Source organism: Anaerostipes sp. MSJ-23 (assembly GCF_018918155.1).
Lineage (GTDB): Bacteria > Bacillota > Clostridia > Lachnospirales > Lachnospiraceae > Anaerostipes.
Genome location: NZ_JAHLPY010000013.1, coordinates 53,823 through 67,857, shown reverse-complemented (window position 1 = coordinate 67,857; position 14,035 = coordinate 53,823). Strand labels below are relative to the sequence as shown.

At 35.1% G+C, this 14,035-nt stretch carries 12 protein-coding genes; all 12 read left to right on the top strand.

From position 1 onward, the window contains the following. The first annotated feature begins 346 nt into the window (after positions 1-346). The 12 genes from cysK to KQI71_RS09080 all read left to right on the top strand — a co-directional run bounded on the left by cysK (position 347) and on the right by KQI71_RS09080 (position 14,011). On the top strand, positions 347-1,273 hold the full coding sequence (gene cysK, locus KQI71_RS09135) for a cysteine synthase A (RefSeq protein WP_216435600.1): 927 nt from the start codon (positions 347-349) through the stop codon (positions 1,271-1,273). A gap of 20 nt (positions 1,274-1,293) precedes the next feature. Next, a complete protein-coding gene (locus tag KQI71_RS09130; RefSeq protein ID WP_216435599.1) occupies positions 1,294-2,313 on the top strand; it encodes a sulfate ABC transporter substrate-binding protein in 1,020 nt (339 codons plus the stop codon). A 13-nt stretch (positions 2,314-2,326) separates the two neighbouring features. After that, the gene (cysT, locus tag KQI71_RS09125) at positions 2,327-3,196 is read left to right on the top strand and encodes a sulfate ABC transporter permease subunit CysT (protein WP_216435598.1); all 870 of its coding nucleotides are present in this window, start codon (positions 2,327-2,329) and stop codon (positions 3,194-3,196) included. Positions 3,197-3,211: 15 nt separating this feature from the next. Next, positions 3,212-4,081, top strand: coding sequence for a sulfate ABC transporter permease (locus tag KQI71_RS09120; protein ID WP_216435597.1), 870 nt, complete (start codon positions 3,212-3,214; stop codon positions 4,079-4,081). A gap of 2 nt (positions 4,082-4,083) precedes the next feature. Further along, entirely contained in the window at positions 4,084-5,145 is a 1,062-nt protein-coding gene (locus KQI71_RS09115) for an ABC transporter ATP-binding protein (protein WP_216435596.1), read from the top strand. Between the two features lie 20 nt (positions 5,146-5,165). Next, entirely contained in the window at positions 5,166-6,860 is a 1,695-nt protein-coding gene (locus KQI71_RS09110; protein ID WP_216435595.1) for an adenylyl-sulfate reductase subunit alpha, read from the top strand. Beyond that, positions 6,841-7,155, top strand: a complete 315-nt coding sequence (locus KQI71_RS09105; protein ID WP_216435594.1) for a 4Fe-4S dicluster domain-containing protein — start codon at positions 6,841-6,843, stop codon at positions 7,153-7,155. The genes KQI71_RS09110 and KQI71_RS09105 overlap by 20 nt, the downstream gene beginning before the upstream one ends. 17 nt (positions 7,156-7,172) lie before the next feature. Beyond that, entirely contained in the window at positions 7,173-8,072 is a 900-nt protein-coding gene (cysD, locus tag KQI71_RS09100) for a sulfate adenylyltransferase subunit CysD (RefSeq protein ID WP_216435593.1), read from the top strand. A 1-nt stretch (position 8,073) separates the two neighbouring features. Continuing rightward, entirely contained in the window at positions 8,074-9,768 is a 1,695-nt protein-coding gene (locus KQI71_RS09095) for a sulfate adenylyltransferase subunit 1 (protein WP_216435605.1), read from the top strand. 81 nt (positions 9,769-9,849) lie between these two features. Beyond that, positions 9,850-10,689 carry a BglG family transcription antiterminator LicT gene (licT, locus tag KQI71_RS09090; protein WP_216435592.1) on the top strand — a complete coding sequence of 280 codons (840 nt, stop codon included), beginning with the start codon at positions 9,850-9,852 and terminating at the stop codon, positions 10,687-10,689. Positions 10,690-11,116: 427 nt separating this feature from the next. Beyond that, complete coding sequence (locus KQI71_RS09085; protein WP_216435591.1) at positions 11,117-11,899, top strand: hypothetical protein; 783 nt, start codon at positions 11,117-11,119, stop codon at positions 11,897-11,899. A 6-nt stretch (positions 11,900-11,905) separates the two neighbouring features. Then, positions 11,906-14,011, top strand: a complete 2,106-nt coding sequence (locus tag KQI71_RS09080; protein ID WP_216435590.1) for a penicillin-binding transpeptidase domain-containing protein — start codon at positions 11,906-11,908, stop codon at positions 14,009-14,011. Positions 14,012-14,035: the final 24 nt, after the last annotated feature.

Below are 14,035 nucleotides of genomic sequence, written 5' to 3'. Positions count from 1 at the left end.
AAAAACAAGCAATTTATATTTCGCCTAACAAAAAATCCACCAGAATCATAAAAACTCTGATGGTTTTTTTCTTTTTTTATTAAAGTCAAAATAAAAATGGTATGTTTTTCAGTGCCCTCGATTGAGGGGCAGGGGAGTTGAATAGGCGAAGCCTATTTTTTGTGAAAAATTTCTTTTTTATAACAAAATTTATCGCTATAAGTTTACCCTATTTCGATTATAAGGATAAACTATAACTGGTTATAGGCAAACACGATGATGAAAAAGATTGACAATCTGTCGAAAGTTGCCTATAATACAAAACATATAATACATACGGGATTAGTAGGAAATATGGAGGAAGCCTATGAAAATAGCAAAATATTTAACAGAACTGGTTGGAAATACACCGTTATTAGAATTGACAAATTATGAAGAAGAGTTAGGTCTTTCTTCAAATATTATTGCAAAGCTCGAGTATTTTAATCCACTTGGAAGTGTGAAGGACAGAGTAGCCGTCGCATTGATTGAGCAAGGAAAGAAAGACGGAGAAATCAATCAAGATACGGTGATCATTGAACCAACCAGTGGAAATACAGGAATTGGTCTTGCATTTGCAGCAGCTTCGCAAAATCTACATTTGATTCTTACAATGCCAGATACGATGAGTATTGAGAGAAGAAAGATTGTGACAGCACTTGGCGCAGAAGTTGTTTTAACTCCTGGAAGACGAGGAATGCAAGGTGCAATTGATAAAGCATTTGAATTAAAAGAAGCTTATGGAAATGCTTTTATTCCGCAACAGTTTGAAAATGAGGCAAATCCGGAGATTCATCGTTTAACAACGGCTAAGGAAATCTTAAGAGATACGGAAGGAAAAATTGATATTTTTGTAGCATCTGTTGGAACTGGAGGAACAATTACCGGTACAGCGAGAGGACTAAAAGAACAAAATGAAAATATTCAGATTGTTGCAGTAGAACCTGCAGGATCTCCAGTATTATCCGGCGGAAAACCGGGACCACATAAAATACAGGGAATCGGAGCCGGATTTATTCCAAAGATTATGGATTTGTCGATCGTCGATGAAATTATTCAGGTAGGAAATGTAGAAGCATTATCTTCTTCACAAAGAGTTGCAAAAACAGATGGATTGCTGGTTGGAATTTCTTCTGGGGCGGTGATTCATGCGGCAACTAAACTTGCTGAAAGACCTGAAAATGCTGGAAAAAATATTGTTGTATTACTTCCAGATACAGGAGAGAGATATCTTTCCACAGAACTTTTTAAATAGGAAGAAGGAGAACAAAGGACATGAAAAAGTTACAGACAAAAAGAATTCTTTTACTTATGATCAGCCTGCTTCTTATTGCTTCTTTCACAGGATGTTCTGGGAAAAAGAAAGACTCTCTAACGATCACGAATGTATCTTATGATCCGACGAGAGAATTTTATGAGAAATATAATCAGTCCTTTATCCAATATTATAAACAAAAATACGGAAAAAAGGTTAATATCATACAATCCCATGGAGGTTCTGGAAGTCAGGCAAGATCTGTGGTGGAAGGAAGCAATGGTGATGTTGTAACACTTGCATTGGAACATGATATCACGTTGATTGAGCAGACAGGTCTAATCGATAAAGGTTGGAAAAAGGAATTGCCAAACGATTCTGCACCATATACATCAACGATTGTTTTTCTTGTAAGAAAAGGAAATCCAAAGAAAATCAAAGACTGGAATGATTTGATTAAAAAGGGAGTTGAAGTCATTACGCCGGATCCAAAAAGTAGTGGAGGTGCATGTTGGAACTTCCTAGCAGCTCTTGGTTATGCAAAAGATACATATCATAATGAAACAAAAGAAAATCAGTTTTTAAAAAAACTATATGAGAATGTATCCGTTATGGATTCTGGAGCTAGAGGTTCTACGACGACATTTGTGGAAAATGGAAAAGGAGATGTATTAATCGCCTGGGAAAATGAAGCTATTGCAACGTTAAAGAATCATCCTGGTAAATATGAAATTGTAACACCAAAGATCAGCATTCTTGCACAGCCAAGTGTTGCAGTTGTTGATGATAATGCCAGATCAAACAAAACAGAAAAATTGGCAAAAGAATATTTAAAATATCTTTACAGTGATAAAGCACAGAGATTGGCAGCAGAAGATGGATATCGTCCATCTAATGAAAAAATATTAAAAAAGTATAGCAAACAGTTTAACCTGAAAATGAAATTATGGAAGATTGATGATTTTGGAGGATGGAACCAGGCTTATCATAAATATTTTGAGGATGGAGCCTTGTTTGATAAAATTTACGGAAATGTGTAAGGCAGGGGAGATAATGAGTAAGACAGAAAATCAAAAATCGAATAAAAAATGGAAAAAAGCGAAGACGACAAGAGTAATTCCAGGGTATCATCTAACGTTAGGAGTTACGATCGCTATGTTATCTTTGGTCGTATTAATTCCACTGGCCTCTGTATTTGTTTATGCATTAAAGCTTTCTCCAAAGGAATTTTTGGAACTAATTACGAAAGAAACTGTGCGTAATGCTTTTGCAACAAGCATTGGCTGTTCCTTTATTGCAGCATTGATCAATACAGTTTTTGGATTGATTCTTGCATGGGTCCTTGTAAAATATGAGTTTCCAGGGAAAAGAATTATGGATGGAATGATCGAGCTTCCATTTGCACTGCCTACCGCAGTCGCTGGTATTACTTTATCAAAAATGTATGCAGAAGATGGAATCGTTGGACGTTACTTTGCACATTTTGGAATCAAAATTTCGTATACAAAACTTGGACTTTTGATCGCTTTGATTTTTATCGGAATTCCATTTGTTGTAAGAGCGGTGCAGCCAGTTCTTGAAAAAATGGATAATCAATATGAAGAAGCTGCTTATATGTTAGGGGCAACACCAACAAGGACTTTTTTCAAAGTTATCCTTCCAGAACTTCGCCCTTCTCTTTTGACGGGATTTGGTCTAGCGTTTGCAAGAGGAATCGGCGAATATGGAAGCGTCATTTATATTTCAGGAAACAGTGCCAAAGAACATACACAGGTCATTTCCTATGTGATCATGCAAAAATTAAATTATATTGATTATAAGAGTGCCACAGCGATTGCACTGGTGATGTTAATTATATCCTTTGTTATGCTTTTCGTTGTAAATATTATTCAGGTACGTCAGGCACGAAGAGTGAACGCATAAGAAAGGAGGAACATCATGAATCAGCAGGAAAAACTGGAGAGACAGAAAAAAAGGACAAAAGTCATCCTGATTACAATCAGTATATTATTTATCTTTTTTATGCTTGTGTTACCGCTTTTTTCGGTAATTACAAATTCCTTAAGTGAAGGATTTTCCTTTTATGTAAAATCTATTTCGACATCGTATGTAAAAAGTGCTTTGTTTGTAACAATTATAGCAACAGTTGCATCGGTTTTGATCAATACATTTTTTGGAATTATGGCAGCATTTTTATTAACGAAGTTTTCGTTTAAAGGCAAACAAGTACTTGCGACATTAATTGATATTCCATTTTCAATTTCGCCAGTTATTGTAGGTCTGGCCTTTTTAATGACATTTGGAAGACTTGGATGGACATATCCGGCAATTCGAGCGATTAATAACTTTTTTGGAACAAATATAAGAATTGCGTTTGCAATTCCAGGAGTTATTATTGCGACAGTCTTTGTAACCTTTCCTTTTGTATCAAGGGAAATTATACCAATTTTAAATACACAAGGAAAAGATGAAGAAGAGGCTGCAGCATTAATGGGAGCTAAAGGTTTTACAATTTTTCGAAAAATTACATTGCCGCAAATGAAATGGGGTCTGATCTATGGAATCATTCTTTGCACGGCAAGGGCTCTTGGAGAATTTGGAGCAGTCAACGCTCTTTCGAAAACAAGAGGAGAGACATTTACACTTCCATTAGAAATTGACGCCTTATATATGTCAGGAACGTCTTCTTCTATAACAGCAGCATTTGCTGTATCTTCTCTTCTAGTAATAATCGCATTGATTGTACTGGTACTGAGAAATATCGCATGGTATCACTCACAAAGTAAGCAGGGAAAGGATGGTAGATAGACATGTATGTAGAAATGAAAAATATATATAAGCAATATGGCGATTTCCTTGCTTCTGATAATGTAAGCTTTGGAATCGAAAAAGGAAAGCTTGCAGCGCTTCTTGGACCTTCCGGAAGTGGAAAGACAACGTTACTTCGCATGATCGCAGGACTTGAAAATCCAAACGATGGGGATATTTTCATCGATGGGAAAAGGGTGAATGATATTCCGGCAGCACAAAGAGGGATTGGTTTTGTATTCCAAAATTATGCATTATTTCGCTATATGACAGTATTCGATAATATTGCCTTTGGGCTTGAAATTGCAAAAGTACCAAAAAAGAAAATCAAAGAAAGAGTATTTGAACTTTTAGAGTTAACGGGACTTTCTGGGATGGAAAAACGTTATCCAAATCAGTTATCCGGAGGACAGAGACAGAGGGTTGCATTTGCAAGAGCTCTAGCACCAAACCCACAAGTATTACTTCTGGATGAACCATTCGCAGCGATCGATGCCAAGGTAAGAACAGAACTTCGTACATGGTTAAAGGAAATGGTATTGCAGCTTGGAATTACGAGTATTTTTGTAACGCATGACCAAGATGAAGCAGTAGAAGTTGCCGATGAAATTCTTATTACAAATCATGGAAAAATTGAGCAAATGGGGTCTCCGTTGGATATTTATAAAACACCAAAAACACCATTTGTTGCACAATTTGTTGGAAGATCTTCGGTTGTTGAAAATTATGAAGCATTAAAGGGCTTTGAAAAAATTGAAAATGCCGAGCAGGCAATCATCCGGCCAGAATTTGTGAAAATTTCAAAAAGTGGAAAACTGGATCAGTATATGAGTGCTGCAGAAGAAGGAATTGTAGAAGATGTCGTTTTCCGTGGAAATCGTCTGGATGTTACCGTTAATGTGAAGGGGTTAAGCATCATTGCAGAACGGTCACTGGAAAAAGATCCAGTAGAAATTGGGGAAAAAGTGACCATTCTTATCTACAGGCTTTATATTTTTGATGAAAAAGAAACTTATTTGATGGAAAATCAGGAAATGCAGGAAGGAAATGTCTTTTACATTTAGCTTTCGAGATGGAGGAACTTATGAAAATCAGCAATCAGAAAATCATACATACCGATGTGTTGATCATTGGAGGTGGAACTGCAGGATGTTATGCAGCGTTGACGATTAGGGAACATTCCAAGGCATCCATCGTAATTGCAGAAAAAGCCAATATCAAACGAAGCGGTTGTTTAGCTGCAGGTGTCAATGCAATTAACGCTTATATTGTAAAAGGGCGAAAACCGCAAGATTATGTGGATTATGCGAGAAAAGACGCCGATGAAATTGTAAGAGGAGATCTTCTTCTTACGATGTCAGAAAAATTAAATGAAGTAACAAGAAAAATGGAACAACTTGGACTTGTTATTTTAAAAGATGAAAACGGTGAGTATGTCGCAAGAGGAAATCGAAATATTAAAATCAACGGTGAAAACATCAAACCAATTCTTGCCGATGCTGTTCGAAAGCTTGATGATGTTACTGTATTGAATCATTTAAATATTACCGATTATATTGTAGAAAATAATCAAATTCTTGGAGCTTTTGGATTTAGTATAGAAGATGGAACTGCTTATGAGATTCGAGCAAAGAAAGTTCTTTGTTCAACAGGTGGTGCGGCAGGGCTCTATAAACCAAATAATCCTGGATTTTCTAGACATAAAATGTGGTATCCGCCGTTTAACACTGGTGCCGGATATGCAATGGGAATTAATGCAGGTGCAGAAATGACAACATTTGAAATGCGTTTTATTGCACTTCGATGCAAAGATACGATTGCACCGACTGGAACGATTGCACAAGGGGTTGGTGCAAAACAGATAAACTCCAAAGGAGAAGTTTACGAAGATAAATATGGAATTACAACTTCTCAGAGAGTTTATGGAACAACAGAAGAAAACTTAGAAGGTCGTGGCCCTTGCTATTTAAGAACGGAAGGAATTGGAAAAGACAAAGACAATGATCTTAAAAAGGCCTATCTTAACATGGCTCCAAGTCAGACATTAAAATGGATTGAACAAGGAAAGAATCCAAGTGAGCAAAATGTTGAAATTGAAGGGACTGAGCCATATATCGTTGGTGGACATACTGCCAGTGGTTATTGGGTAGATACAAACCGTCAGACGACAATCAAAGGATTATATGCAGCTGGAGATGTTGCCGGAGGAGCTCCACAGAAATATGTAACGGGTGCTCTTGTGGAAGGTGAGATTGCAGCCCTTGATATTGTCAAAACATTAAAAGAAGATAATGATAAAGAATATACAGAAAAAGAAGAGCTTTTTGCAGAAAAAATAAAAGAGTATAATCATATTTTGGAACAAAAAGATGGATTGTTTACAATCGAACAGATGGAAGAAGCAATGCAGAAAGTTATGGATGCTTATGCAGGTGGAATTTCCAGTCATTATCAGTTTAATGAAAATAGCTTAAAACTGGCAAAAGAAAAGATTGAAAAATTGATTGTTCTTTGTGATCAGTTGTCAGCACAAGATTATCATGAACTGATGTTTTACTATGAACTGAGAGAACGTCTGACGGTCTGTTTGACATTGATTGAACATCTGAATGCAAGAAAAGAAACAAGATGGCACAGTTTTGCAGAAAATCTAGATCATCCGAAGAAAAGTGATGACTGGAAAAAATATGTCAATACAAAAAAGGTAGATGGAAAAATCAAAGTCATTTACCGGGAACTTGTAAAGGAGGATCAGTTCTATGAGCATCATGATCAGTAAAAAACAATGCGTTGGATGTAAAAAATGCATTGATGTCTGTCCTGGAAGTCTAATTAAGACCGATAAAGATGGAAAAGCATTTATCAAATATCCAAAAGATTGCTGGGGCTGTACTTCCTGTCTGAAAGAATGTAAAACAGGAGCCATTGCATTTTACCTTGGTGCTGATATTGGAGGTATGGGAAGTAAAATGACAGTAAAAGAACAAGGAGATACGATTCTCTGGAAGATTGAAAAATATACCGGCGATACAGAAACCATTGAAATTAACAAAAAAGATTCTAATAAATACTAAGATTGGGGGACGAAAACATGAGTGAATTATCACATCTTGATCAGTTAGAGGCGGAGGCAATCTACATTATCCGTGAGGTTGCAGCTTCCTGCGAAAAACCAGTAATGCTGTATTCCATTGGAAAGGACAGCTCTGTAATGTTACATCTTGCTTTAAAGGCATTTTATCCAGAAAAACCACCATTTCCATTTTTGCATGTTAATACAACATGGAAATTCAAGGAAATGATCGAATTCCGTGATGAAACAGCAAAGAAATATGGTCTGGATATGATTGAATATATCAACCAAGATGGTCTTAAACAGGGTGTAAACCCATTCGATAGTGGAGCAGCTTATACAGATATCATGAAGACACAAGCCTTAAAACAGGCGCTGAATAAATATGGATTTACTGCAGCTTTTGGCGGCGGACGTCGTGATGAAGAAAAATCCCGTGCAAAAGAAAGAATTTTCTCTTTCCGAAATGAAAACCAGGCTTGGGATCCAAAAAATCAGAGACCGGAAATGTGGAAACTTTATAATTCCAAAATTAAAAAGGGAGAAAGTATTCGTGTATTCCCAATTTCTAACTGGACAGAAACAGATATCTGGAAATATATTAAGAGAGAAAAAATTGATATCGTACCTCTTTACTTTGCAAAAGAACGTCCGGTTATCGAGCGTGATGGAAATATTATTATGGTCGATGATGATCGCCTAAAACTTCGTCCAGGTGAAAAAATCGAATATAAGAGTGTCAGATTCCGTACCCTTGGATGCTATCCTTTGACAGGAGGCGTGGAATCAACAGCATCAACTCTGGATGAAATCATTGATGAGACATTAAGTGCTGTTTCTTCTGAACGAACAACCAGAGTCATTGATAATGAAGCAGCAGGAAGCATGGAAAGAAGAAAGAGAGAGGGGTATTTCTAAGATGATTGGATTATTAAAATTTATTACTTGCGGTAGTGTAGATGATGGAAAATCAACACTGATCGGACATATTCTATATGATTCTAAATTATTGTATACAGATCAAAAGGAAGCATTGGAATTAGACAGTAAAGTTGGAAGTCGTGGCGGAAAGATTGACTATTCTCTTCTATTAGATGGACTGATGGCAGAAAGAGAACAGGGAATCACAATTGATGTTGCTTACCGCTATTTTACAACAGAGAAAAGAAGTTTTATCGTAGCTGATACACCAGGTCATGAAGAATATACAAGAAATATGGCCGTTGGTGCATCGTTTGCAGATCTTGCCGTTATCTTAATTGACGCTTCTCAGGGAGTACTTGTTCAGACAAGACGTCATGCAAGAATCTGTGCATTAATGGGAATTCGTTATTTCGTATTTGCTGTAAACAAAATGGACCTTGTAAATTATGATCAGGAAACATTTAGAAAAATTGAACAGCAAATCGAAGAATTAAAAGAAGAATTATCTCTTGCAAATGTAAAAATTATTCCAGTTTCTGCAACGGAAGGAGATAACGTTACAACAAAATCAGAAAATATTCCATGGTATACAGGAGAACCTCTTCTTGAGTATCTGGAAAATATCGATGTTCGTGAAAAATCAAAAGAAGAAGGATTTTATATGCCGGTACAGAGAGTGTGCCGTCCAAATCATACATTCCGTGGATTCCAAGGACAGATTGAATCCGGACAGATTTCTGTTGGTGATGAAATTGTGACATTACCAAGCAAAGAGCATGCAAAAGTAAAGAGTTTACTGATTGGGGATAAAGATGCACAGACTGCAGAAAAAGGACGCCCTGTAACGATTCAGTTAGATCGTGAAGTGGATGTATCCAGAGGATGCGTTTTGGCAGCAAAAACAGAATTGCCAGTCAGCAAATCTTTTACAGCTACAGTGCTTTGGATGGATGATGGAGAATTACTTCCAGGAAAAGAATATTTTGTAAAGATTGGAACAAAAGAAATTCCTGGAATTGTAACAAACATTCAGTATAAAATTGATGTTAATACAGGAGAATTTATTCCAGCAAACAGTTTAAGAAAGAACGAGATTGCAGTATGTGATGTAATTCTTCAGGAAGAGATTGTTGTAGATGGATTTGATAAACATAAGACTCTTGGAGAATTAATTCTAATTGACCGTGTTACCAATATGACATCTGCATGTGGTGTAATTAAATATTCTTCTGTCGATGAAGAAACAGATTTAAAATGTGTTTTTGCACATGGAAAATTAAAAGCAAATGGAGATATCTTTGAAGAATTCTACTATAATATGGAAAGTATGACTGTCACAAAGATTAAACCATCTGGAAAATCTTATACTATTGGAGATGAAATTCCAGTAGAAGGAGAAAGCTACCACTATCCAGATTACTTTGATGTAATTGTCTTCCGTGATAAAGTTGCAGTAAAAATTCGTGGACGTAAAGTAGAGGAGATCCTTCCTTTGGAAGATTATACTTATGAAGGATTACCGCTCATTAATGGACGCGGATTTGCAATTAAAGCAGATACAAAAGAAAAGGCAGAAAAATTATTGGCTGAATTAAAAGAACAGGGATACAAACCGGGAAGTGAATTCTTTAATCGTTGGCTTACATTTGAAACCTATCGAAAGATTATTTTTAGAGATAGTATTTACTAGAATAAAAGGAAAAAAGTTCCATGTGGAAAAATCTGCATGGAACTTTTTTTGAATATTGACGAATTTATAGGAAAAAGATATATGGTCATTCGGAAAATTATGAATAACAATGTGGTATTTGTAAGGGATCAAAAAAAGAGAGAACTGATTTTAGTTGGAAGTGGAATTGGTTTTAAAATGAAACCTGGAATGAAGGTAGATGAAAGTAAAATTGAAAAAACGTTTGTTATTTGTAAGTCAACAGAACAAAAACGTCTTGTAGAATTGTTGCAAAAAATTTCAGTTAACGATTTTAAGATTGCAGATTATATTATTAAATATGCAGAGGCTTCTCTTGGGACAAAGCTTAATGAGAATATTTATATTACGCTGACAGATCACATCGTATTTGCAATTGAACGTGCAAAGAAAGGAATGAATATTTCAAATGCATTGTTATGGGAGATCAAGCAATTTTATGCACAGGAATATGAGATAGGAAAACATGCGATTGCTTTTATTAAAAAAATAACAGGAGTAGAACTCCCTCCTGATGAAGCAGGGTTTATCGCACTCCATATTGTCAATGCAAGATCTGATCGTGAAATTGAGGAAATTGAAGCAACAGCGAAAATTATTAGTTCTGCATTAAAAATTATCACATTCCATTATGCATATGAGTTAGACAAAGAATCATTAAATTATAATCGCTTTGTTGTACATATGAAATATTTTATTGGGCGAGTTTTTGATGGAAACATGTTAAATGATGATGATCCGGTTTTTTGTGAGATGATTAAAAAACAATATACGAAAGCGTATGAGTGTGCACAAAAAATAGGGGTGCTTGTTCAAGAACAATATAAAAAGAAAGTAACAATGAATGAAATTATTTATTTAGCAATTCATATTCAGAGAATTACAGCTTCTGTAGAAAAATAAAAAAAGCTTGACAATATAGAATAAAAATGATAATATAAAAAAAGAAAAGGTAATAACTGGAAACAATGGGAATTGTTTCTAAATCAGGATTGTTACTTATGAAGAAGGCGATACCTGAGTTTTATAAAGAATTGCACGGCAGAAATGCAAGTGTTTTCTTTATAAAACTCAGGTTTTTTTATACAATAAAATTTTGCTTTTATCGTATAGAAATGCTTTCCTTTATTTTCTTGGCGCCATGGAAAATATTAGTTGCAAAAGGAAAACTTTAGAAGAGAAAGGAAAAGATTATGGCAACCAAAATAAGAGATTATAAAAATATTGTATCTTGACACTTAAATCTTACAGGTGTAATATAAAAACAAAAAACATATATTTTTTAATCTTAATTCTTACAAATGTAAGAATTATAAGAAGGGAGTAAAAGATGTTTCAGAATAAACATATAGCACAATGGGCTTTATATATGACGATATGTATATTTGTTTTGACTGCCTGCAAAAACGAAAAAGTGATTGAAGATAAACGAAAGGATACTAAAACATCAGAAAGCACGGCTTTACCTTGTGAGCAGAGTTATATTGATTGGAATAATAGTGTTGCCAGGAAAAATGAGAAATTATACTTTGCAATAGAGATTAAAGATTTTATAGATGCTTACAACTATTGCTATTACCAAGATTATGGAAAGAAATATATTCAGTCGCTTGTAACATGGTATTCATATAAACAAGATTTTGGAAGGCTGAAAGGAGATATGTGTTATGAATATACGGAAAATAAGAAAATACTGACACTACCCACTGTTGCTGTGTACACTATAAAACATACAAAAAACATAGAAGCTATTACTGTTAATTTTGATGATCATAGTTATACAGAAAAAATGTATAAGAAATATGAGAAATTATGCTTTTATTGTTTGAAAATGCTTTTTCCGAATATGGAGAAGAATAAGATAACAAGTTTGTATAAAAAATTAAATAAAAAGGCATATCATCATATATTTCAGACAGAAAAAGGATTTCATAGCTATAATCTACCAAGCGATTTGTATTATAGAGATGGAGTAGGAATTTATCCTTATTTCGCATACGGCGAAAGTGTTCGTATGTGTATTATTCCTGTAGATCAAAAGTTAATCCGGTCATACAGGAAAAAAGGTGTTAGGTTGCATAGATTGGATGAAAGAAAAATGAAAGGAAAATGAGTAATTATGAAAGATAGACATAATAGAAAAAGAAGAATGATCCGTGTTGGCTTTTTTGTGATAAGTATAATTTTTATAGCAAGTGTAGTCCTGTTTACTATAAAAGGGATAACTAAGAAAGAGGTTGTCAAAAGTCCTGAACAGGTTTTGAAGTCATATATGAATTGTATTTGTCAGAAAAAATATGGCGAAATGTATGAAATGATAACAAATGAGAGTAAAGAAACCATTGAAAAAGAGGACTTTGTGAAGCGCAATTCTGCTATTTATGAGGGGATTGAAGCAAAAAACATCAATATAAAAATTATAGGTTATGAAGAAGAAAGTTTAACAGTTAAATATAATACAGCTTTTGACACAGTAGCCGGAAAAGTGGATTTTAAAAACGAAGTTGCTTTTTTAGAACAAGATGAACAGTACAAAATGGTATGGAGTAATTCAGTAATCTATCCAGGGCTTACAGAGGATGACAAAGTGCGTGTGTCCGTAATACGGGCGCAGAGAGGTCAAATTTTGGATAGGAATGGAAGAATGCTTGCGGGAAAGGGTGTTGCTTCATCTGTTGGAATTATACCTGGAAAGTTAGAAAATAGGAAAAAATCCATTGTCAGAATTGCGAAATTGTTGGGAATAAAACCAGAAGATATAGAAAAGGAATTAACGGCAAAATGGGTAAAAGAAGATTCATTTGTCCCGATTAAAAAAATTGCAAAAGTAAAAGAACTTGATTTACTCGCACTGGATCCGGATGAAACAATTGTTGAGGAACAAAAACGACAGGAAAAATTATTAAAAATATCTGGTGTAATGATTTCGGATGTAGAAGTCAGAGAATACCCATTAAAGGATGAGGCTGCACATTTAGTGGGGTATGTACAAAATGTAACTGCAGAAGATTTAGAAAAGCATGCAGGAGAAGGATATACAAATGCCAGTGTCATTGGAAAAACGGGGTTAGAGGGGGTATATGAAAAGAAATTGAAGGGGGAAAATGGATGCAAAATATATATTGCTGATTCAGAAGGAAAAGAGAAAGAGCAGCTGGCATATAAAATAGCGAAAGATGGAAAAGACATTAAATTAACGATAGATGCGGATTTACAGGCGCAATTATATAAAAATTTTAAAAGTGACAAAAGTTGTTCCATTGCCATGAATCCATTTACTGGGGAAGTGCTGGCAATGGTTAGTACACCTTCCTATGATACGAATGCATTTATAATGGGAATGAGTAAAAAGCAATGGGATAGATTAAATAAAGATAAGAAACAACCATTGTATAACCGTTTTAGACAAGTATGGTGTCCGGGATCCACATTCAAGCCTGTTATTGCGGCAATTGGTTTACAGTCTGAAGCATTTACCGGAACAGATAATTTTGGAAATGAAGGACATAGCTGGCAAAAAGATAAAACATGGGGGACATATCATGTTACGACACTTCATACATATAGCCCCGTTATACTGAAAAATGCATTGATATATTCAGATAACATATATTTTGCCAAAGCAGCACTTAAAATCGGAACAGAAGAGATGGAGAGGTCACTATCTATGTTGGGGTTTCATTCATCTATTCCATTTGAAATAATGATGGCGGAGTCAAAGTTCTCCAATAATAAGCATATTCAAAGTGAGGTAGGGTTAGCGGATACGGGATATGGTCAGGGACAGGTACTTGTCAATCCACTTCATTTGGCTTGTATTTACACAAGTTTTTGCAATGACGGAAATGTGTTGAAACCGTATTTATTGTATAAAGAAAATGCCAAAGCAGAGCAGTGGATTTCAGAAGCCTTTTCCCAATCCGTATCCCAAGAAGTGTTAGAGGGTATAAAAAGTGTAGTAAATGATTCACACGGGACGGGATATGCCATACATCGTAAAGATATGATTTTAGCAGGAAAAACAGGAACTGCTGAAATTAAAGAGTCGCAGAGTGATACGACAGGAACTGAATTAGGGTGGTTTGCTGTTATGACACCAGATAAGAAAAACAAAAAACCTATTCTTATTGTCAGTATGGTTGAAGATGTAAAGGGAATAGGAGGAAGTGGTTATGTGGTAAAAAAAGATAAGGCTGTTTTGGATAAATGGTTTGGTAAAAATTGAAAACAGGAAGGAGTGTGCAGAATT